The organism is Brachybacterium sp. P6-10-X1 (assembly GCF_001969445.1).
Taxonomy (GTDB): Bacteria; Actinomycetota; Actinomycetes; order Actinomycetales; family Dermabacteraceae; genus Brachybacterium.
Window position 1 is genome coordinate 3098968 of the sequence record NZ_CP017297.1, and the last position, 20668, is coordinate 3119635.

19 protein-coding genes are annotated in these 20668 nt (G+C 71.2%); 8 read left to right on the top strand and 11 right to left on the bottom strand.

Annotated features, from left to right (window positions below; translation table 11 throughout):
* Window positions 1-56: 56 nt before the first annotated feature.
* From iolB to BH708_RS14005, 3 genes are all read left to right on the top strand, one after another.
* Window positions 57-959 carry a 5-deoxy-glucuronate isomerase gene (gene iolB, locus BH708_RS13995; protein ID WP_076809599.1) on the top strand — a complete coding sequence of 301 codons (903 nt, stop codon included), beginning with the start codon at window positions 57-59 and terminating at the stop codon, window positions 957-959.
* A gap of 38 nt (window positions 960-997) precedes the next feature.
* Entirely contained in the window at window positions 998-2038 is a 1041-nt protein-coding gene (locus tag BH708_RS14000) for a Gfo/Idh/MocA family protein (protein WP_076809600.1), read from the top strand.
* 113 nt (window positions 2039-2151) lie between these two features.
* Window positions 2152-2910, top strand: coding sequence for a GntR family transcriptional regulator (locus tag BH708_RS14005; protein ID WP_076809601.1), 759 nt, complete (start codon window positions 2152-2154; stop codon window positions 2908-2910).
* Window positions 2911-3147: 237 nt separating this feature from the next.
* On the opposite strand, the gene BH708_RS14015 is transcribed toward BH708_RS14005, so the two are convergent.
* From BH708_RS14015 to BH708_RS14035, 5 genes are all read right to left on the bottom strand, one after another.
* Window positions 3148-3918, bottom strand: coding sequence for an SDR family NAD(P)-dependent oxidoreductase (locus tag BH708_RS14015; RefSeq protein WP_076809604.1), 771 nt, complete (start codon window positions 3916-3918; stop codon window positions 3148-3150).
* Between the two features lie 227 nt (window positions 3919-4145).
* Window positions 4146-5360: a toxic anion resistance protein gene (locus BH708_RS14020; RefSeq protein WP_076809606.1), complete on the bottom strand. Its 1215-nt coding sequence runs from the start codon at window positions 5358-5360 to the stop codon at window positions 4146-4148.
* A gap of 95 nt (window positions 5361-5455) precedes the next feature.
* Window positions 5456-6427: a hypothetical protein gene (locus tag BH708_RS14025; protein ID WP_253705336.1), complete on the bottom strand. Its 972-nt coding sequence runs from the start codon at window positions 6425-6427 to the stop codon at window positions 5456-5458.
* A 410-nt stretch (window positions 6428-6837) separates the two neighbouring features.
* The gene (locus BH708_RS14030; RefSeq protein WP_076809609.1) at window positions 6838-7344 is read right to left on the bottom strand and encodes an SRPBCC family protein; all 507 of its coding nucleotides are present in this window, start codon (window positions 7342-7344) and stop codon (window positions 6838-6840) included.
* The gene (locus BH708_RS14035) at window positions 7341-8036 is read right to left on the bottom strand and encodes a DUF899 family protein (RefSeq protein WP_076809611.1); all 696 of its coding nucleotides are present in this window, start codon (window positions 8034-8036) and stop codon (window positions 7341-7343) included. Before BH708_RS14035 ends, BH708_RS14030 begins: the two co-directional genes overlap by 4 nt.
* A 95-nt stretch (window positions 8037-8131) precedes the next feature.
* On the opposite strand from BH708_RS14035, the gene BH708_RS14040 reads away from it, so the two are divergent.
* Window positions 8132-8941: a TetR/AcrR family transcriptional regulator gene (locus BH708_RS14040; protein WP_076809613.1), complete on the top strand. Its 810-nt coding sequence runs from the start codon at window positions 8132-8134 to the stop codon at window positions 8939-8941.
* Between the two features lie 302 nt (window positions 8942-9243).
* Here the strand turns inward: BH708_RS14040 and BH708_RS14045 are convergent, their stop codons facing one another.
* Window positions 9244-10854 carry a M81 family metallopeptidase gene (locus BH708_RS14045; protein WP_083713605.1) on the bottom strand — a complete coding sequence of 537 codons (1611 nt, stop codon included), beginning with the start codon at window positions 10852-10854 and terminating at the stop codon, window positions 9244-9246.
* A 122-nt stretch (window positions 10855-10976) separates the two neighbouring features.
* Here BH708_RS14045 and BH708_RS14050 point away from each other — a divergent pair, with 122 nt between their 5' ends.
* Window positions 10977-12416: an alpha-L-fucosidase gene (locus BH708_RS14050; protein WP_076809615.1), complete on the top strand. Its 1440-nt coding sequence runs from the start codon at window positions 10977-10979 to the stop codon at window positions 12414-12416.
* 210 nt (window positions 12417-12626) lie between these two features.
* Here BH708_RS14050 and BH708_RS14055 read toward each other — a convergent pair whose 3' ends face one another.
* Window positions 12627-13274 carry a hypothetical protein gene (locus BH708_RS14055; protein WP_076809616.1) on the bottom strand — a complete coding sequence of 216 codons (648 nt, stop codon included), beginning with the start codon at window positions 13272-13274 and terminating at the stop codon, window positions 12627-12629.
* Entirely contained in the window at window positions 13274-13909 is a 636-nt protein-coding gene (locus BH708_RS14060; RefSeq protein ID WP_076809618.1) for a TetR/AcrR family transcriptional regulator, read from the bottom strand. Before BH708_RS14060 ends, BH708_RS14055 begins: the two co-directional genes overlap by 1 nt.
* 105 nt (window positions 13910-14014) lie before the next feature.
* Here BH708_RS14060 and BH708_RS20155 point away from each other — a divergent pair, with 105 nt between their 5' ends.
* Both BH708_RS20155 and BH708_RS14070 read left to right on the top strand, forming a co-directional pair.
* Window positions 14015-14425 carry a hypothetical protein gene (locus BH708_RS20155; RefSeq protein ID WP_076809620.1) on the top strand — a complete coding sequence of 137 codons (411 nt, stop codon included), beginning with the start codon at window positions 14015-14017 and terminating at the stop codon, window positions 14423-14425.
* A 2-nt stretch (window positions 14426-14427) separates the two neighbouring features.
* Window positions 14428-15993 (top strand): multicopper oxidase family protein, encoded by a 1566-nt coding sequence (locus tag BH708_RS14070; protein ID WP_216639473.1) that lies wholly within the window; start codon window positions 14428-14430, stop codon window positions 15991-15993.
* A gap of 31 nt (window positions 15994-16024) precedes the next feature.
* Here BH708_RS14070 and BH708_RS14075 read toward each other — a convergent pair whose 3' ends face one another.
* The 3 genes from BH708_RS14075 to BH708_RS14085 all read right to left on the bottom strand — a co-directional run bounded on the left by BH708_RS14075 (window position 16025) and on the right by BH708_RS14085 (window position 19143).
* The gene (locus BH708_RS14075) at window positions 16025-16777 is read right to left on the bottom strand and encodes a TSUP family transporter (RefSeq protein ID WP_076809622.1); all 753 of its coding nucleotides are present in this window, start codon (window positions 16775-16777) and stop codon (window positions 16025-16027) included.
* Between the two features lie 102 nt (window positions 16778-16879).
* Window positions 16880-18376, bottom strand: coding sequence for a 6-phospho-beta-glucosidase (locus BH708_RS14080; protein ID WP_076809624.1), 1497 nt, complete (start codon window positions 18374-18376; stop codon window positions 16880-16882).
* Window positions 18373-19143, bottom strand: coding sequence for a DeoR/GlpR family DNA-binding transcription regulator (locus BH708_RS14085; RefSeq protein ID WP_076809627.1), 771 nt, complete (start codon window positions 19141-19143; stop codon window positions 18373-18375). The genes BH708_RS14080 and BH708_RS14085 overlap by 4 nt, the downstream gene beginning before the upstream one ends.
* 51 nt (window positions 19144-19194) lie before the next feature.
* On the opposite strand from BH708_RS14085, the gene BH708_RS14090 reads away from it, so the two are divergent.
* Complete coding sequence (locus tag BH708_RS14090) at window positions 19195-20667, top strand: extracellular solute-binding protein (protein ID WP_253705337.1); 1473 nt, start codon at window positions 19195-19197, stop codon at window positions 20665-20667.
* Window position 20668 lies beyond the last annotated feature (1 nt).

The following is a 20668-nucleotide window of genomic DNA, read 5'->3' on the forward strand; positions in this document are numbered from 1 at the left end:
ATCGACCGCCTCGTCGGCCCACCTCATCGACCGGCCCTTTCGACAGGAGAGAGATCATGACGACCGTTCCCGACAGCGCCGAACTGCACCTGCCCGCCGGCTCGACCGGCCGCGGCACCTACGAGGCGATCATCGACCCCGGAGCCCGCGACGGCTGGGTCCACACCGGGCTGCGCGTGCTCGCCCTCGGCCCCGACGAGAGCGAGATCGTCACCGCGAACAGTGTCGAGGTGATGGTGGTGCCGCTGAACGGCGGCTGCGACGTCTCCGTCGGCGGCGAGCGGTACTCGCTGCGCGGCCGCACGGACGTGTTCGCCGGCGCGACCGATGTGCTCTACGTGCCCGTCGGCTCCCAGCTGACCGTCTCCTCCGCCGACGGCGGCCGCTTCGCCCTGGCCACGGCCGTGGCCACGACGGAGCACCCGGTCGCGCTGATCCGCGCCGAGGACGTCCCGGTCGAGGTCCGCGGCGGCGGGAACATGACCCGCCTCGTGCGCAACTTCGGGACCGTCGGCTCCTTCGACGAGATGGACAGTCTGATCGCCTGCGAGGTCATCACCCCCGGCGGCAACTGGTCCAGCTACCCCGCCCACAAGCACGATACGACGGTCGACGACGGCGAGCACCGCGAATCGGAGCTCGAGGAGATCTACTACTACGAGATCCAGGACGCCCCCGACGGCGGCCCCGGCTTCGGCTACCACCGGACCACCTCCAGCGGCGAAGGCACCGAGATCGACGTGCTCAGCGAGGTGCGCAGCGGCGACAGCGTGCTGGTCCCGCACGGCTGGCACGGCCCCTGCGCGGCCGCCCCCGGCCACGCCATGTACTACCTCAACGTGATGGCCGGCCCGGAGCCCGAGCGCGCCTGGAACATCACCGACCACCCCGAGCAGACCTGGGTGCGCGGCACCTGGGACGAGCTCGGCACCGATCCGCGCGCCGGCGACTTCCGCTGACCGCGACCCAGATCCCGACCACACCGCAGGAGACCCTCATGACCTCCACCGCCCGCAGCGATATCCCCCCGGACGTGCGCGTCGGCGTCATCGGCGTCGGCCAGATGGGCGCCGACCACGTCGCGCGGATCACCGAGCGCATCAAGGGCGCCCGCGTCAGCGTCGTCGACGACTACGTGCGCGGGACCGCCGAGAAGGTCGCCGCCGGCGCGCCCGGATGCCGCGTCGCCGAGTCCTGGCAGGAGCTGATCGCCGCCGACGACGTCGACGCCGTGCTCATCGCCAGCCCCGGTCGCTTCCACCGCGAACAGGCCACCGCCTGCATCGACGCAGGGAAGCCCGTGCTGTGCGAGAAGCCGCTGGCGATGACCCCCGAGGACGCCTACGCCGTGGTCGAGGCGGAGAAGGCGGCCGGTCGGGCCTACGTCTCCCTCGGGTTCATGCGTCGCTTCGACCGCGAGTACGCCGAGCTCAAGGACGCCCTGGACGTCGGAGAGCTCGGCGAGATCAGCGTCATCAACTGCAAGCACCGCAACGCCCACACCCTGCCCGGCTTCGACGACACGATGATGGTCCACGACTCCGCAGTCCACGAGATCGATGCGATCTCCTACTTCCTCGGCGAGGTGGTCACCGAGGTGCAGACCGTGCTGCCGGTTCCCGGGCCGCGGGCCGACGACGGCCAGCACGACCCGATGCTCCTACTGTTCCGCACCGCCTCCGGCCGCATCATCACCGATGAGCTGTACGTCAACACCGACTCCGGCTACGAGGTGCGCACCGAGGTGCTCGGCTCCGCGGGGATCGCCACCATCGGCCAGGAGATCCATCGGGTGACCACGCAGCAGGCCGGCGGGCGATGGAGCGGAGCGATCCACCCCGACTTCCGGCCCCGCTTCGTCGACGCCTACGACGCCGAGGTGCAGGCCTGGGTCGCGGCCGTGGCCGACGGCAGCTTCGTCGCCGAGCGTTCGGCGACCACCTGGGACGGCTATCTCGCCGCGGCCACCTGCGCCGCCGCCGAGGAGTCGCTGACCGCCGGCCGATTCGTCCCGGTGGCCACGCGGCCGCGTCCCTGATGCTCTACTGGGGACGACGCGCGGGAAGCGCAGGCGGCACGGGACGGGCGGGACGCGCCGGATGACGGCGCCGGCGCCCCGCAGCAGCACGGCACGGACGACGAGGAGGGGTCATGGGCCCACGCACTGACGACGGCACCACCCCTCTGCAGGTCGACATCGACCGCGGCTCGGCCGACCCGCTGTACCTGCAGCTGGCGCGGGCGATCGAGCGGGCCATCCACGACGAGCACCTCACCCCGGGCTCCCGGATCGAGAACGAGGTCGCCCTCGCCCGACGTCTGGGCCTGTCCCGGCCGACGGTCCGCCAGGGCATCCAGGAGCTCGTGGACAAGGGCATGCTGGTGCGCAAGCGCGGCGTGGGCACCCAGGTGGTGCAGGCCCCCGTGAACCGGCAGGTGGCGCTGACCTCGCTGTACGACGACCTGCGCACGGCCGGCAAGGCCCCGCGCACCGAGATCATCGAGTACCGCGTCGGGCGGCCGTCGGCGGAGGCCGTGGACCGCCTCCAGCTCGCCCCCGGAGAGCAGGTGCTGGATCTGATCCGGGTGCGGTACGCCGATGACGAGCCGTTGGCCGTCATGCGCAACACCGTGCCCGAGCGGATCGCCCCCTCCCGCGCGAGCCTGGCCGACAGCGGCCTGTACGCCTCGCTGCGGGAGGCCGGCATCGTCTCGGTGCTCGCGCACGAACGGATCGGTGCCACCGTCGCCGACGAGGAGCATGCCGAGCTGCTCGACGAGGAGGTCGGCGCGGCCCTGCTGACCATGGAGCGGAAGTCCTTCGCCAACGACGGCAGCGTCGTCGAGTTCGGGTACCACGTCTACCGCGCCTCGCGGTATTCCTTCGAGGTCACGCTCGTCGACTCCTGAGGCGGGGTGCGCGGTTCGCGCCGTCAGGGGCGAGCCGGGGCGCGGTCCCGTCACCTATCGCGGCTGCGGTTCCCCGCTGCTCGAAGGAGGTCAGCGAGGCGACCCCGGGGACGGCCAGGGCCGCAGCGCTCGCGATGGTCCAGGCAGCCAGCTCCGGACTGGCTTGCCGCGAGTCGTCGACGCCGGTGCGCTGGGCTCCGTAGCCCGCGGACGGGGTCGGTGCGGAGTCCTCGCCGCTCACAGCGCGGTCATGCCGCCGTCGACGGCGAACTGGGCCCCGGTGGCGAAGGCGCTCTCCTCGCTCGCCAGGAAGACCATGATCCCCTCGATGTCGTGCGCGGAGCCGGCGCGGCTCAGCGGAATGCGGCCGACGATCGCGGCGCGCTCGGCGGGATCGTCCGAGATCGTCGTGACCAGAGGGGTCTCGGTGTACCCCGGGACGACGGTGTTCACGCGGATCCCGTCGGCCGCATAGGCGGCGGCGACGGTGCGGGTCAGGCCGTGGATGCCGGCCTTGGTGGTCGCATAGGCGGTGAAGTCGTTGCCTTCCCCGGTCACGCCGGTGGGGCTGCCGGTGAGGATGATCGAGCCGCCGCCGGTGGCCAGCATCGAGCGCACCGCATGCTTGACGGTGAGGAAGGTGCCGGTGAGATTGACGTCCACGGTGCGCTGCCAGGCGGCCAGTTCGAGCTCAGCGATCTTCGCGTCCTGTCCGAACAGCTGCACACCGGCATTGCCGACCACGACGTTCGGGGCCCAGCCCGCTGTGCTCAGCTCGGCGAAGCCCGCCTCGACGGCCGCCTCGTCCGAGATGTCGACGGTCAGCGCCCGAGCGGTGCCCTCGCCGGTCTCCTCGCAGATGCTCTGCGCCGCACTGGCCGCGGAGTCCCCGTCGCGGTCGGCGATCACCACTCGGGCCCCCTCGCGGGCGAACCGGGAGGCCACGGCGAAGCCGATGCCGGAGGCGGCCCCGGTGACGAGGGCGGTGCGGGAGGCGAGACGAGTCATCGGTGACCATCCGTTCGAAGGGAGCGTCGTGGCTGTCGGCGCGGGCAGCGCCTCGCTGCCCCAGTCTGCACAACCGGTTGACCAATCTCAAGGCCTCGGGTGCGCGCATGCCGCCGACCTGTGGCGATGTGCTGCGACGCGCCGGGATGACGGGGCCGAACGGTGCCGCGGGAGCCCGTCGGGGGTCCTGCGGCGACCCCGCGGGACTCCCGGTGCCGACGGGGTGCTCAGTCCTCGATCTCGAGCAGGTCCCGGGCGTTCTTCTCGAGCGACTCGCCCTCGGCCGGGTCCTTCTGCATCCGCTCGAGGTAGGGCTGGGCCCGCTCCACCTGGTGCTCCAGCGCCGTGACCGTGGACAGGAAGTTCTCGTTGGCCTGGGTGCGGAAGGCGTCGATCCCGTCCATCGTGGTGAACAGGTTGTCGAAGGCCTTCTGCAGGGTCTCCGGGGAGACGCCCGAGCTCGTGGCCTGCTCCTGGATCTTCAGGGTGTTGTCGGCGAGCATCTGCGAGGTGCGGTCGATGAGGGAGTCGGTGGTGCGGTTGACCGCGTCGATCTGGTCGAGGACGATCTTCTGGTTCTCCAGCGCCTGGGCGGTGATCACCGCGGTGCGCAGGGCCGTGACCGTGGTGGTGCGGGCCCGGTCCACGCCCTGGGCGAGCTTGGTGTTGTTGTCCTCGATCAGGCCCATCGCCAGGTAGGCCTGCACGGTCACGGCGATCTGCGTGGCGACGTCCTGGCGGCGCTGACGCACGGCGAACAGCACATCGCGCTCCAGGGCGTTCGCGTCGTCGGCCTTCCCCTCCGCACGCGCCTTCTCGGCGCGGCGCACGGCCTGCTGGTCCAGCAGCCCCAGCAGGTGAGAGGCCTTCTGCAGGGCGCCGAGGTCGTCCCACAGAGCCCGGCGCTCCACCGCGAGCTCGGCATTGTCGCGCTGGAGCATCTCCTGGCCGCGGCCCAGGGCGGCGATCACCTCGTCCAGCTGCTTCTGGTTCGATTCGAAGCTGCGGAAGTAGCGCTTGGCCACGTTCCGGCCGGGCAGGAACGACAGCGCCTTGTCGACGAAGGTGTCGTCGGACGGCGCGAGATCCTCCATGGTGGTGCGCAGCTCGGACAGGGATTTCGAGACCGACTCCTGCGCGCTGCCGGAGCCCTTCGCCTCGCGCAGCGACTGCTCCATGAAGCGGGAGGACGTGCCGGAGGTCCGCTCGAAGGTCCGACGGGCCACCGACCCCAGGGCGTCGACCTGCGCGGAGAACTCCTGGGAATGCGGGTTCAAGGCGGTGATCTGGTCCAACCACTGATCGGCCCGGTTCTCGAGGTCCTGCTGTTGCTCGGCCGGCAGCTCGGTCAGCATCGAGACGGCCTCGTCCTCCTCGATCTGCTCGACGGGCTCGGAGGCCTCGATCTCGGGGGCGGGTGTGGGCGGTTCGAGCTTGTTCATCGGGGTCTCCTCGACGGGGTGCGGTGGAAGGATGAGATCAGGACGACGGGGACGACGGGAGCGACGGAGGCGGCAGAGTCGGTGGACGCGGGGTGCTACACGTCGATGATCGGGTTCAGGTGCTGGTCGGCGAAACGGGTGCGCAGGAACTCGGCATGGACCTCGAGGGAGCGGGAGACGCCGGCGACGAGGTCGCTCTCGATCTGCTCGAGCCCGTCGCCGAGCACGGCGAGCTGGCGGTCGATGCCCTCGAGGTTCTCCAGCGCTTCCTGCCGCGCGCTGCCGGCGAAGGTCTCCAGGAAGCCGATGATGTCGGCGGCGGCGTCGACCAGCTCGGGCAGGTACCGGGTGGCCATCCCCTCGAGCATGGTCACCTCGCCCTCGTAGGGGCGCTGGGCGCGCAGCTGCTCCGAGTCGGCGAGGGCGTCGATCCGACGCAGCAGGGTCTCGACATGTTCCAGGGTGAGGCCGACGGTCGGCTCGGAGGCCCGGCGGCGCAGAGCCCGAGTGCGCTCCCGGGTCTCGGCGGTCGCGCCGCGGACCTTCTCGAGCATCTCCGCGGTGCCCTGGGGTCCGACGGGGCCGCTCGTGACCTGCGGAGTCCGCGGGGAGCGGAGGGCGCGCACGGCCACCCCGCTGCCGCCGGCGGCGAGGAGTCCGGCGCCGGCGGCGATGCCGAGGGCCCCGAGCGGACCGAGGATCGCGGTCCCGAGGCCCACGACAAGGCACGCCGCACCCACCAGGCCGCCCGCCAGAAGGGGTATGCCCAGCGAGAACAGGCCGGAGCGGCGGCGGCCGACAGCGCCGGAGGCGGGGTCGTGGACGGTGCCCTCGAGCGGCTTCTCGATCGGGCCCCACAGGTTCCGGCGCTCCGGGGTGGCCTTCCAGGGCAGGTCGACGTCGCCGGGGGCGACGGGGTCCGCGGATGAGGCGGCGCCCTCCCGGGCGCGGTCCCGGGGCGCCGCAGGGTCTTCGGCGGCGGTGGCGTTCTCGGGCGCGACGGGGTCGGGGGACGTGCCGTCCCCTGTGCTCGGCCTCTGGGCCGGCTCTCCGTTCCCGTCACTCACACGGATCCGCTGCTCCCTCCGGACGGCGGAGACGAGGCAGTCCGCGGAGTCGGGGACCGAGCCGGGGCCGGCCTATCCGGCCGCGGGCGCCTCGTCATGGCGTGCTCGAAGGCTATCGCGAGCACCTGGGCGGCTCCAGGGGGCTGGCCCTACGGCACCGGGGAACGGGCGCCTCGGTGGGTGCGCGTGGGTGGGCGCGCGTGCTCGATGACCGCCATGACGGCGATCATGTCGTGGGCGCGCCCGTCCAGGTCTCGGGCGCGGCTGCGGTTGCGCAGCCCACTTCCATGAGGGGAAGCACAGCCATGAGGGGAAGCACAGCGCGCCATGGCGTCACCCGGCGGACCGTGAAGGGCAGTTCGGCCCTCGCCCTCGGCATTAGCCCGGCCCTGACTCCGGCCGGATGGCGGTCACGCAGAGCTGTCCTCCACGGCGTCGGCGAGGGCGGCGAGGGAGCGGTCGAGGAACTCCTTCTCGAAGGGCGGGAACCCCAGCTCCACGGCGAGCTGCGGCGGAGTCGCCGTCCAGTCGAAGGTGAGTCGCACCCGCGAACCGGCCGGGTCAGGAGCGAGGTCGTACCGCCAGATCCACCCGCCCCCCTGCAGGGTGCCGTCCGCCCCGTACTGCGACGGCGCCCAGGAGATCGCCCGGTCGGGCTCGAGGACGAGGACGCGGTTGTGCATCTCGTACCGCCCGCCGGCGTTGACGTGGAACATCTCCATCCCGAACACCTGGTCGAGCTCCGTGATCCGAGCGGGATCGGTCTCCAGTGATCCGCGCACCCAGTCCGTCGGCTCCGTCAGATGATGTTTCGACGGGTCCGTGAGCAGGGCGAAGACGCTCTCGGGCGTGGCGCGGATCGTGTGTTCGGCATGCAGTCGAGCGGTCTCGGCGGAGGTGTGCAGGTCGGTGGTCATGCAGAGGTCCTCCCGTAGAGTCCTGCGATGTCGGGGGAGTCGAGCCACCGCTCGTAGGCCTCGCCCTGCGGCCACCCGTCCGGGACGTCCTGCCAGGCCTCCTGGCGGCCCCAGGGCAGCACGTCCATCAGGGCGAAGGTGTAGGAGAGCTGCTCGACGCCACGGCTGGTCGTGTGCCAGGTGCGATAGACGGTGTCGCCGTCGCGGAGGAACACGTTCACGGCGAAGCCACCACCGGGCGGGGCGTCGACGTCGGCCCCGAAGGAGCTGTTCGCGGTCGAGTACCAGTCCATGTCGTTGCCGACCTTCTCCCGGTAGGCGAGTGCTTCCCGGATCGATCCCTGCGTGACGACGACGAAACGGGCGTCGTAGCGGCGCAGGAAGTCGAGACGGGTGAACTGGTGGGTGAAGCCGGTGCATCCGCCGCACTGCCACTCGGCTCCCGGGGACCACATGTGGTGGTAGGTGATCAGCTGGGACCGGCCGTCGAACAGGTCGACCAGGCGCACGGGCCCGTCCTTCGACTCCAGCGTGTACTCGGGCATCTCGACCATCGGCAGGCGACGACGCTGGGCGGCGATCGCGTCGAGCTCGCGGGTGGCTGCCTTCTCGCGGGCACGGAGCTCGGCCAGCTCGGCGCGCCAGGTGGAGTCGTCGACGACTGGTGGGTGAGGCGTCGCGGTCGTGGTCATCGTGCTCTCCTTCGAGACGGTGCGCTACAGTCCGATGTGAACGCTGTCCACTTTGGGTGTGAACACCGTAAACTTCGTCGGGAGGGTCGTCAAGAGTGTCGGAGAGGTCTCGTCCCTATCACCACGGTGACCTGCGTCCGGCGTTGCTGGCCGAGGGATTGGAGATCGCCCGCACGGATCCCCGGACGCTGTCCTTGCGCGAGGTGACGCGTCGCGTGGGCGTCTCGCCGGCGGCTGCGTACCGTCATTTCCGCGACCGCTCGGCGCTGATGAGCGCCCTCGCCGAGGAGATCCAGGTCCGCATGGTCGCCCGGATGCGAACCCGGGACAGGAGCGCCCGGTCCGCAGATCGGGAGACGGCTGCCCTGGGGCGCCTGCGCGGCGTAGGTCTGGGATACATCGACTTCGCGATCGAGGAACCGGGCTGGTTCGAGTTGGCGTTCTTCGGGCCGGCCGACGGGGAGGGCCGGTCCTCGACCGAACGGGCGTCATCGGCGGACGGTGCCCGTCCGGGGGCCGGGACCGCGAGCGAATCCGGTCCGGACGGCGCGCCCGGGCGCGCCGCCGTTCCGGCGAGTTCGCTGCGAAGCGGTGCCGTTCCGGCGAGTTCGCCCGCGAGAAACGAGGACCCGGCGAGCTCGCCCGCGAGCGGCACCGATCCGGCGAGCTCGCCCGCTCTGCGGCGGGTGCCGCCCTTCGCAGAGCTGGTGGCTGCGCTGGATGAGTGCGCGGCGACCGGTGCGCTGTCCCTCGAGCGCCGGCGTGGGGCCGAGTTCTCCTGCTGGTCGGCGGTGCACGGGTGCGCCGAACTGATGGTGCACGGTCCGCTGCGTGGAGCTCCCCGCCCCGTGGTGCGTGAGGTCGCCGAGCGCGTCGTCGACGACATCATCGCGGGGATCCGGTGAGCCGCGCGATGCACGGACGGCAAACTCTTCGCACGACACGCAGAGAGGCGCCCCGTCCGATCCATCGATCCGTTTCATCCGCGATGCGTATCGGTGGAACGGGCAAGAGGTTCGAGGCGTGTCGGGTCTTGGGGCCCCGGGCAGCGCCTCGTGGGTGCCGCGCAGATTGCGCCGCATCGCGCAGCCCGCGCCGCATCGCGCAGCCCGCGACGCACCTCACGGGCTGTACACGGCACCGCGTGACCGCACGCAGCCCCACGTGACCGCACGCACCGCCACGTGGCCCTGCGAGTCGGCCACGGTCAGCTTCGGGGGCCCCCGCCGGTGAGCACGTCCTCGGTGGTGGGGGCCGGGATCTCGTCGTCGAAGGGGATCATGGGCCGGCGGATCCGGGAGTGGCCCAGACGCACCAGGTTCTGGTCCACGCCGCCCGGGGTGAGGGCCAGCAGCCAGTCCGCGGCGGCCTCGTACTGCTCGGGCTCGAGGTAGCCCATCTTCACGGTGACCACGTCGAATCCGGTCATCGACAGCCCGAGCCGTGCGAACATCTCCTGCCGCGCCCACTGGGAGCGCCGCCCCGTGACGACCACGGTCAGTCCCGTCAGCCGCTCCCCGTCGAGCACCCGCAGCGCCGCGGCGCGGCCCGTCGGCCCCGACTCGTCCAGCGCCGCCACCTCGGCGCGCAGCGACACCGGTCCCGGATCGCGGGAATCGATCCGGCCGCCGATGGTGAACCCCCCGCGCCCGCCGACGCCCAGCTCCCACGCCGTGTCGGCCGAGACCGGATCGACCAGGGAGACCATCATCGCGCTGACCTGCCCGGAGAGGATCTCCTCGCGGTCCAGGAGCCGGGCCAGGCAGTAGGTGGTGTCGTCGGCGCCGCCGGCGCCGGGGTTGTCCCCGGAGTCGGAGATCCAGAACGGGCGGGCCTCGGAGGCGATCGCGCGGTCCAGGCACTGGGTGAAGGTGCCCGTCGGGGCGACGAACTCGAAGCGATGACGGGCCTGCCAGAGAGAGCCGGCCAGCTCGAGGGCGGCGTCCTGGACCGCCGCCTCGTCGTCCCCGACGGCGACGATCGCGGCCTGGCAGCGGGGCTGATCGGCCCAGGCGAAGCCGATCCAGCAGGAGACGTCGGTGATGCCGTCGCGCTCGGTGAGCGCGGGGATCCCGCCGTAGATCGAGGCGGCCGGTTCGATCCGGGTGGAGGTCTTCTCCCCGGGCAGCAGGATCGGCACGTGCACCAGCGCCTTGTACGGCAGGGCACCGCCGTCCCGCACCCGGGCCGCGGCGGCGACGAGATCGCGCAGACCTCGCTCTCGCGTCTCCCAGGCGTCGATGTGCGGGGCGTGGCGGTAGCAGGTCAGCAGGTCGCACGCCTCGAACAGGGTCTCGGAGACATTGCCGTGCAGGTCCATCGCGGTGCCCACCACCACGTCGGGGCCGATCGTGCCGCGGATCGCGGTGATCAGATCCCCCTCGGCGTCCTCGAGCCCCACCACGCTCATCGCCCCGTGGATGTCGAAGAAGAAGCCGTCCAGCGACTGCTCCGCGTGCGCTGCGGCCAGTCCCTCGACGATCTCGCGCTTCCAGCCCTCGTAGACCTCGCGCTCGAGCTGCCCGCCGGGCAGGGCGCGGGCGTGGAGGACGCCGACGTAGTCCGCCGCCCCGCGCAGCACCCGTCCGGATTCCGAGGCATCGGCGAAGAAGGGGAAGCGGTCCAGGATCTCCGCGGTCCCGCGGCGCACCTCGAAATCGTCGGCCCCGGAGCGGTAGGGGGTGAAGGTGGAGGACTCGATCGCGATCCCGGCGAGGCCGATGCGGGGTCCGGCGGGGCCGTCCCCGGCAGCAGGGCCATCCCCTGCGGCAGGGCGGTCCCGCCCGGACGGAGACGGGGACGGTGTCGTGGCAGACATGGATGCTCCCGAGGCTTAAGCGGTTGATACTGGTGTGGACATCCTTCCACCCGTCCGTCGTTCCCGCCATCCCGACGGTCGAACCGCCATGAGCGCGCCGAGGCGCTCGCAGGAGCCCACCCATGATCAGCTTCGATGACCGCAACGGTCCCGCCGACGCCGCCCCGGCGACGGCCTACCCGGACCTCACCGTGCCCGGCTGGTACCGCGACGCCAAGCTCGGGCTGTTCGTGCACTGGGGTCTGTACTCGGTGCCCGCCTGGGCGGACGTGCTGGATCGTCGCGACGTCACCGCCGAGACCGCCTACGCCCGCCACCAGTACGCCGAGTGGTACGCGAACACCGTGCGCATCGCGGGCAGCCCCACCCGGGAGCGGCACGAGCGGCTCTACGGCGTCGGGCACTCCTACGAGGACTTCGCCGACGACTGGCATCCTGCTCCCGACGCCGTCGCCGGGATCGTCGACCTGGCCGGACGGGCCGGTGCCCGCTACGTGGTGCCGACGACGAAGCACCACGACGGGTTCTGTCTGTGGGACTCCGCGACCACGCCGTTCACCGCCGCTCGGCGCGGTCCGGGCCGGGATCTGATCGCCGAGGTCGCCGCCGCCGTGCGCGGGGCCGGCCTGCGCCTGGGGCTGTACTACTCGGGGGCCCACGACTGGCACGCCAGCGAGTTCCCGCCCCTGACCTCGCACGATGATCTGTTCGCGCTGCGCCGCAACGACGAGGAGTTCGCGGCCTTCACCGCCGCCCAGCTGCGCGAGCTGATCGACGGCTTCTCCCCGGACCTGCTGTGGAACGACATCGACTGGCCCGACGCCGGCAAGGCCGACGGGCCCGATGCCCTCCAGGAGCTCTTCCGCGAGCACCTCGCCGCCGTGCCGGACGGCCTCGTGAACGACCGCTGGGGCGTGCCCGTCCGTGGTGTGCTCACCCGCGAATACCAGGACATCACCGAGGTGCAGCAGGAGGTCTTCGAATCGACCCGCGGGCTCGGGCTCTCCTTCGGATACAACGCCGACGAGTCCGCCGAGCACGCCCTGGACGGAACCGCGCTGATCCGCCTGCTGGCCGACGTGGTCTCCAAGAACGGGAACCTGCTGATCAACGTCGGCCCCCGCGCCGACGGGTCGATCCCCGACCTGCAGCGCAGTGCCCTGACGGAGCTGGGGGAGTGGCTGGGCCGGCTCGGGACGGCGATCTACGGGACCCGGCCCTGGTTCCACGAGGCGGTGCGGACCCCGCCGGAGGGGGTGCGCTTCACGCTCGGGCCGGCGGCCGACGGGAATGACGGGACCGAGGGGGCCGGCGGGAGCCAGGTGCTGCATGTGCTGCTGCTCTATCCATCGGTCGGCCCGGTGACGCTCGATAAGTCGGTGTCGGCCGCGGTCCGGGAGATCGCGCACGTGCCGATGGCCGGTGCCGAATCCGGCGCAACCAGCACGTCGGCCGCAGGTGATGTACGGACACCTGGCGTGTGGCTCACGAGCGATCGCATCACGCTGATCCCTGGGGCGGGGGAACGAGCAGTCTCGGTCGTGGATCTGCCTCTGCGGTGACGCTCACAGATCTGGAAGAAGACCTGGTCACTCCCGAATTCGACGACGACGTCCGCCCCCGACAGGACCTCCTCGATCGCCTGTCCCCGGTTGAGAGGTCGAACATTTGCGACGCTCAGGTCGAACAGTCGCGGGAGCCGGAGTCGATCGTTCACCAGGCACAGGTCGAGTGGTCGAAGGGGCTCGGGCCGCCATTGCCGAGGGCCTGGCTCAGCTGGCCAGCAGCACCACGCTGTAGATGACGATCCAGATGATCCAGCCGAGCCAGCCCACCAGGCCCATCAGCCCGGAGACATGGGGGCGCGAGATGCGGTACGGCGTCGCGGACGCGGCGACGAACAGCAGTGATGCAGCCAGGAATCCGATCACGGCATGCCACACCGGAACCAGGCCGGCGATGAGACCGGCGAGGGTGAAGCCCAGCAGAGCAGCCGCCAGGAACACCTGGTTGAACCCGAACAGCACGATGCTCAGGATCCACAGCCCGCCGACGGTGCCGCGGGCTCGTGCGGCGCCCTCGGCGACGGCGAACCGCAGAGCCTCGACGACGGTGAAGGTCGCGTTCTGCAGGAGAACCCCGCCGAGGCCCACCAGCGCCCAGGTCTGCGCCGTCGGCGTGGTGCCCCACAGCTGCGCGACCAGTCCGGCGGCGAAGACGGTCAGGCACAGCCACGAGAGAGGCGCGAGGACCGCAGAGCGCCGCAGTGCGGACCCGGCGCCGTCGAATGCCGCGGTGACCTGCTCGGTATCCCCGCCCGCAGTCGGCAGCGGCAGACCGCTTCGGCCGTAGATGATGTTGACGGCGATCGCGACCATCACGAACCCGAGCCCGCCCACGGCAGTGATCGTCGCGGCCATCAGGCCCCCTGGTGAGGGAGCGTTGCTCGACGCAGTCCGTCGATCATCGCCGTCAGGCCGAGGTCGAAGTGGCCCCCGCGTTCTGTGCTCGCCGCGGCTGCGGCCAAGACGGAGAATCCGGCCGAGCCCTCCTCCGGACGGCCGCTGCGCTTCGCCTGTTCGTCCTGGTTGCTCATCGCGAGCGCGTGGCCGACGACGAACTCGTTGACACAGCGCGCCACTTGCAGCGCATCCGGGCTCGGGACGCCCTCGTCGGCCATCTTCAGCAGGGCTCGCACCGCCCACTCGGTCGCGTCCGCGGAGCGGACCGGTCGGCGCGCGAACAGCAGCACCGCCGGGGGGTGGGCCAACAGTGCGTCGCACAGAGCGGTGCCGTACGCGCGGACGAGAACCGGCCAGGGCTCCTCCCACGGCAGCCCCGAAACGTCCACGCCCCGATGCATCTCTGCGACGACCTCGTCGAACAGGTCCTCGCGGTCCTCGAATCGGCGGTAGATCACCATGGCATCCACCCCGAGCCGGGCGCCCAGCTTGCGCATCGAGAACGCGTCGATCCCGGCCGCGTCGATCAGGCCCAGGGCGGCGTGGGCGATGCTCGCGCGGGTGAGGGATCGTGCTGACTGCTGACTGCTCATGCGCACCATCCTTGCACCGTCGTTCCGTCGTTCCGTCGTTCCGTCGTTCCCGTGCTCGATGTCTACACTGTAGACAGATAAGCGCGAACACTGTAGTTTTTCCGCATGACAGATGCGACCGAACGGCGAGAGCGCAGCACTGCCCCCTTCCTGTGGGCGTGGCGGGTCCTGCTCACGGTGGCGGCGGCGGGATACCTGTTTCAGGCGGTGTCGGCCGGGCAGTTCCTGCAGGGCGACTACGCCTTCCTGCGCTTCCACCAGGTCGGCACGACCACCCTGGACGTCGTGATGGTGCTCGCGCTGCTGGCCGCGGGCGCGCTCAGATGGGTCGCCCGAGGGCCGCTGCTGCCGCTGCTCGGCACCCTGGGGGTGTTCGCGGTGTCCCAGGCCCAGGCCGGCACCGGTGCGGCGCGCATGGTGTGGCTGCACGTGCCGCTCGGTGTGGTGCTGATCGGCCTGGTGTGGCTGCTCGCCTGGTACGCCTGGACGTCCGTGCGGCGAGAGGGCAGGCGGTGACCGTGGCTGGAAGCGGTCGTCCCGGGATCAGCCGACGCACCGCTCTCGGGGTCGGAGCGGGAGCCGTGGCGGCCGGTGTGCTGGCGGTCCCCACCGTGGCCGGTTGGCGCGGGCAGAGCTCCACCGGCTCGATCCTGCGCAGCAAGATTCCGCTGCCCCCGCCGTTCCGCAGCCCCTTGGTCATGCCCCCGGAGGCGGCTCCCGTCCGTCGTGCCGAGGGGGTCGATGAGTACCACGTGCGCCAGTATCCGGTGCCGATCGACGTGCTGCCGGGCTACCGCACGACGGTCTGGAGCTATAACGGCAGCTTCCCGGGGCCGACCTTCCGCTCCGAGGTCGGGCGGCGCACCGTCATCACGCACACGAACGACCTCCCCGTGCCCACCGTGGTGCATCTGCACGGCGGTGTCACACCGCCGGAGCACGACGGATACCCCACCGATCTCATCCTGCCCGACGCCACCTGGAAAGGGTCCGGACACGGCCGGGACACGACGGTTCGCACCCGCACCTACGAGTACCCGCTGCAGCAGCGCGGCGCGACGCTGTGGTACCACGATCACCGCATGGATTTCACCGGGCCGGCGGTGTGGAGGGGGCTGGCCGGGTTCCACCTGGTCACGGACGCCGAGGAGGAGCGGCTGGATCTGCCCAACGGGGAGCGAGAACTGCCGCTCGCCCTGATGGATCGTGCCTTCGATGCCCAGGGGCAGTTCCTGTACCCGAGTCTCGATCCCGACCTCGTCGACCCGCCCGGCGTGCGCAGTCCGTACGAGTCGGGCATGCTCGGAGACGTCATCCTCGTCAATGGCCGGGCGTGGCCCCGTCACGAGGTTGACACCGCTCTGTACCGATTGCGGCTGCTGAACGCCTCGAACGCACGGCGGTACCGGTTGCGTCTCGAGGTCGACGGAGAGGAGACCGACCTCCCGATCATCCAGATCGGCTCCGATCACGGGCTGCTCGCAGAGCCGATGCGGCACGAGGAGCTGACCCTCGCCCCCGCCGAACGCTTCGATGTACTGGTGGACTTCCGATCGCTGGCGCCGGGGGCGCAGGTGCGGCTCGTGAACGATCTGGGCTCGGGCACCACCGCCGACGTGATGCGCTTCGACATCACGCGCCGGGTGAGCGATGATCGAGCGATCCCGGACCAGCTGAGCAGTGATATCGACGTGCTGCAGGAATCCGATGCTGTCCGGCGTCGCGCGATGACCTTCCGTTCGCAGTCCATCGACGGCATGCACGGATGGGTCGTCAACGGCGAGCCGTTCGATCCCCACAGGGTGCACGCGACCGTCGAACTGGGCAGCACCGAGATCTGGGAGCTCACCGGCGACTTCCACCACCCGGTCCACCTCCACCTGTCGCCCTTCCAGGTGCTCGGGCGCGGAACCGGTGGCCCCGGACCGTTCGACGGCGGGTGGAAGGACACCATCGACCTGCGGCCGGCCGAGACGGCGCGCATCATCGTCCGTTTCGACGGGTACCGGGGCCGGTACGTCTTCCACTGCCACAACCTCGAGCACGAGGACATGATGATGATGGCGAACTTCGACGTGGTCTGATGGCTCTCCGCGGCGACCCGGGAGAACCTGGTCAGCCCACCAGCAGCCGCACCCCGGTGCCCAGCGCGAGCAGAGCGCCGACGAAGCCCATCGCCATCACCATGCGTTGGATGGCTTTCTCCCGCAGCCGCTTCTGCACGGCCTCGCCGAGGAAGATCGATCCGACGACGATCACCGCGATCGCGATCCACATCCCGGCGGGCATGTCGGGCAGCTGACCGTCGTCCCATGCCAGCTTGGAGGCGAAGGAGACCGACGAGACCAGGATCCACAGCGGCTGCAGGGTCGCCACCATCGGCAGCACCGGCCAGCGGGAGAGCACCGCGTACACGGTCACGGCCGGTCCGCCCACCCCGCCCAGGACGGTGCCCAGTCCCGAGCCGATGCCGGTGATGACCTGGGCACGTCGCCCCTCGACGGTCCTCTGCACGCGCACCAGCGCCACCGAGATCATCAGGCTCAGCAGCACCAGGGAGGCGACGACGAGATACAGCGGGCCGGGCGGGGAGATCGAGGAGACCCAGGCCGCCGCGGGCATCACCGCCACGGCGGGCAGTCCGATCCAGGCGACCGTGCGCCACTCGATGTCGGACCAGATCCGGGGCAGCAGCAGGATCGGCATCAGGGTGCCCAGGAAGTTGGCGAGCATGATCCCCTCGTGCGCCCCGATCAGCACGACCGCGTAGGGCGCGAAGAGCATGCCCAGGCCCAGGCCGACCACCCGCTGGATGGTCGCGGCCATGAGGACGAGGGCGAGTAGGGAGATCGACGTCGCGAGGGTCACACGATCAGCTCATGGTCCACGGCGGCTCACACGCTTCCTGGTCGGTGTCGGTGATCGAACACCATCCTCTCGGGGAAGCGCGTGGGGCCGCCAGGGCGTCCGTCAGCGGGGGCCCAGCAGCTCCGCGATCTGCGGGTGACCGGCGATGTAGCCCTCCACCAGCTTCGCCCCCAGCTCCGGGGAGCTGACCAGGGGATGCGTGGCGAAGCCCTGCCAGGCGGCATCGCGGGAGCCGGTGGTGGCAGCTTCGAGGATCTTCCGCTCGGCCGCGCGCAGTGAACTCATCATGCCCAGCCGTCCCAGTTCGAGGGGTGCCACGGGCAGCGGGTGCACGCCGGTGCCGTCCACCTCGCACAGCACCTCGAGCACGGCGTCGGCCGGAAGCTCCGGGACGATCCGCTCGGAGGCCGGCGCCTGCTGTCGATCGGCGGCGATGTTGCCGACGTCGAGGATCATCCGCTCGCTCCGGCCGGTGGCCAGCGCCGTCATCAGCCGCAGCGCCACCTCCTGGTAGCCGCCGCCGGCGACGTCCTCCTCGCGGCGCTCCTCGTCGCGGGACTCGGCCATGTAGGTCGCCTCGCGCTCGTGGAGGGTGGAGCGCCAGAGCTCCAGCGGCGAGGTGCAGCAGGACGCGTCCGTCGGGGCGACCGCATGCGCGGACGTGGGCTCCATCGCGGGCGTGGCGGGCGTGGCGGGCGTGGCCGGCGTGGCCGGCGCGACGGCGTCTGCCGCCGCGAGGTAGAAGTCGCCCTGCTGCTTGGCGAGGAACTCCCCGCGCGTGGTCGCGGCGGCGGTGATCCGCTCGAGGGCCGCGGTGGTGTGCAGGTAATAGAAGAGGTACTCGTTCGGCAGCGCCCCGTCGGCCCGGACCCAATCCTTCCCGATCAGGCGCGCTTCCTCGATCTCCTCCAGTGCGGCGTCGTCGGCCAGCAGGCCCGGCAGGCGATCGGACCCGTCGACCGTCACCGAGCGCAGCCAGCCCAGATGGTTCAACCCGATGTAGTCGACCTCGGCACCGCGCTCGCCGGCGACGAGGTCCATGCCCAGCAGGCGACCGACCCGCCGCACCAGCCCGATGGGGGTGTCGCAGATGCCCACCACGCGGTCCCCGAGGACCGAGCGCATCGCCTCGGTGACGATGCCGGCCGGGTTGGTGAAGTTGATGGTCCACGCCCTCGGCGCGACCTCGGCGATCGTGCGGGCGATGTCGAGGGCGACAGGGATGGTGCGCAGGGCGTACGCGAGGCCGCCGGGGCCGATGGTCTCCTGGCCCAGCAGCCCCAGGTCCAGGGCCACGCGCTCGTCGACGGTGCGGGCCTCGGCGCCGCCCACCCGCACGGCGCTGAAGACGAAGTCGGCCCCGGTGACGGCCTCGCGCAGATCGGTGGTGGTGCTCAGGTGCGGGGCATGGGCGACCCGTCCGTCGGCCTGCAGCTGCGCCTGCAGCCCGGCGATGACGTCGGCGATCGCGTGCAGCCGGCCGGCGTCGACGTCCTGCAGGGCGATCTCGTCGACCTGCAGTCCGGTGGCGCCGGTGGCCACGGCCTCGTACACCAAGGGCACGCGGAATCCGCCGCCGCCTAGGATCGTCAGCTTCATGGCAGCAGGACCTCCAGGTCCTCCCCCTCGGGGAGGGTGAGTGCATCGGGATCGGGGCAGCGGTCGGTGATCAGGCCCGTGAACCTGTTCAGGCAGGAGACCTCGAGGAAGCCCGAGCCGGGCAGCTTCTCGTGGTCGGCCAGCAGGAACGCCGAGGTCGACACCTCGAGCAGGCCGCGCTTGACCGGAACCTCGCTGGGGGTCGAGTCGAGCACGGTCCCGTCGGGCCGGATCCCGGAGGTGCCGAGGAACGCGGTATCGACCCTCACCTGGCGCAGCGCGGACTCGGTCAGGGTGCCCACGAGGGACTGGTAGTTCGGGCGCAGCAGCCCGCCGAGCACGACGATGTCCACGTCGGGCGCCTCGGCGAGGGCCTGGACCACGGCGAGCGAGGCGGTGACGACGGTCAGCGACCGGTGCGCGAGCAGGGGGCACATCGCGGCGACGGTGGTGCCGATGTCCAGGGCGATCACGTCGCCCTCGGCGATGCAGGCCACGGCGCGCTCGGCGATCCGGCGCTTCGCCGTCGACGCGGAGGTGGCCACGTCGGCGAAGGCCCTCACGTCGGCCTCGGGGCGGATGCTGCCGCGCACGTCGCAGGCCCCGCCGCGCACGCGGCGCACCGCGCCGGAGTCCGAGAGCAGCTCGAGGTCGCGGCGGATGGTGGCCTCGGAGACGGCGAAGTCCGCGCTCAAGCGGCTGACGGTCGCAGAGCCGTGGCGGCGCACGAGGGCGACGATGGCCTCGTGGCGTTCTTCGCTGAGCATGGCGTCACCGTAGCACCGTCCGCGCAATCTCGAGCATGAACGAGCGTGACTGTGCACGAGCCTGCATATGCGAGCATGGTGTGGCACCATGGTGCTCTGCGCCACAGCACCGCGGCTGTCGCCGCCCGCATCCAGGAGGACCCCATGCGTCGTCTGTCCCGTCGTCATCTGCTCGGCACGAGCGCCGCCGTCGGAGGCCTCGGTCTCCTCGCGGCCTGCGCCCCCGGCTCCGAGAGCGATTCCGGCGCGAGCGACCGCGGCGGCTCCGGGCCCTCCGCCTCCGACATCGAGACCGATCCGGCGGCGATGGGCGAGATCACCCTGAAGGTCTGGGACCAGGAGGTCCGCGGCGCCCAGAACGACGCCATCGAATCGCTCATCGAGGCGTTCGAGAAGGAGTACCCGAACATCACGATCGATCGGGTCAAGCAGTCCTTCGACGACCTGCAGCAGCAGTCCGGTCTGGCGCTGTCCGGCAACGACGTCCCGGACGTCCTGCAGGTCAACAACGCCCGCGGCGACATGGGCGAGTTCGTCAAGGCCGGGCAGCTCACCGACCTCACCGGCTACGCCGAGGCCTACGGCTGGGAGGACCGCTTCCCCGAATCGGTGCTGTCGAAGATGCGCTACTCCGCGGACGCCGTCACCTTCGGCAAGGGCTCCCTGTGGGGACTCCCGCAGACCGGCGAGGTGTGCGGGATCTTCTACAGCGCGGCGAAGCTCGAGGCTCTGGGGGTCGAGCCCCCGGCGTCCTGGGACGCGGTGTACTCCCTGGTCGAGACCGCGTTGGAGGCCGGGGAGCTGCCGATCAAACTCGGCAACCTCGAGCAGTGGCCGGCGCTGCACGTCTTCGGCCCGCTGCAGGCCGACTTCGTGCCCACCGACGACATCATCAAGCTGGCCATGGGCAACGAGGGCGCGGACTGGACCAGCCCGGAGAGCGTCGATGCCCTCACCCAGCTCGCCGACTGGGCGAGCAGCGGAGCGCTCGGCGGCTCGCCCAACGGCCTCGCCTACGACACCGCGTGGGCGGAGTACACCGAGGGCGACGGCGTGCTGCTGATCGGCGGTTCCTGGCTGGGCCCGGACATGGAGGCCGTGATGGGGGAGGACCTGCACTTCATGGCTCCGCCGGAGGGGGTCGAGGGGAAGCTCGCCACCACCGGCGGGACCGGGCTCCCGTTCTCGATCCCGGCCGCCGCGGCGAACGCCGACGCGGCCGCCGCCTACATCGACTACATCACCTCGGACTCCGCGATGGAGCTGATCGCGAAGGCCGGCGGCATGCCCGTGCTGCGCACCGCGGAGCTCGCCCCGGAATCCGGCGTGAACAAGGAGATCTACGAGGCCTTCGACAAGGTCTCGATCGACGGGGTGCTGCTGCCCTACCTCGACTACGCCACGCCGACCTTCGCCGACACCGCCGGATCCGCCCTGCAGCAGGTCATCGGCGGCCAGAGCGACCCGGAGGGCGCCGCGGAGGAGCTGCAGACCGACTACGTGGAATTCACCGCGGAGGGCTGAC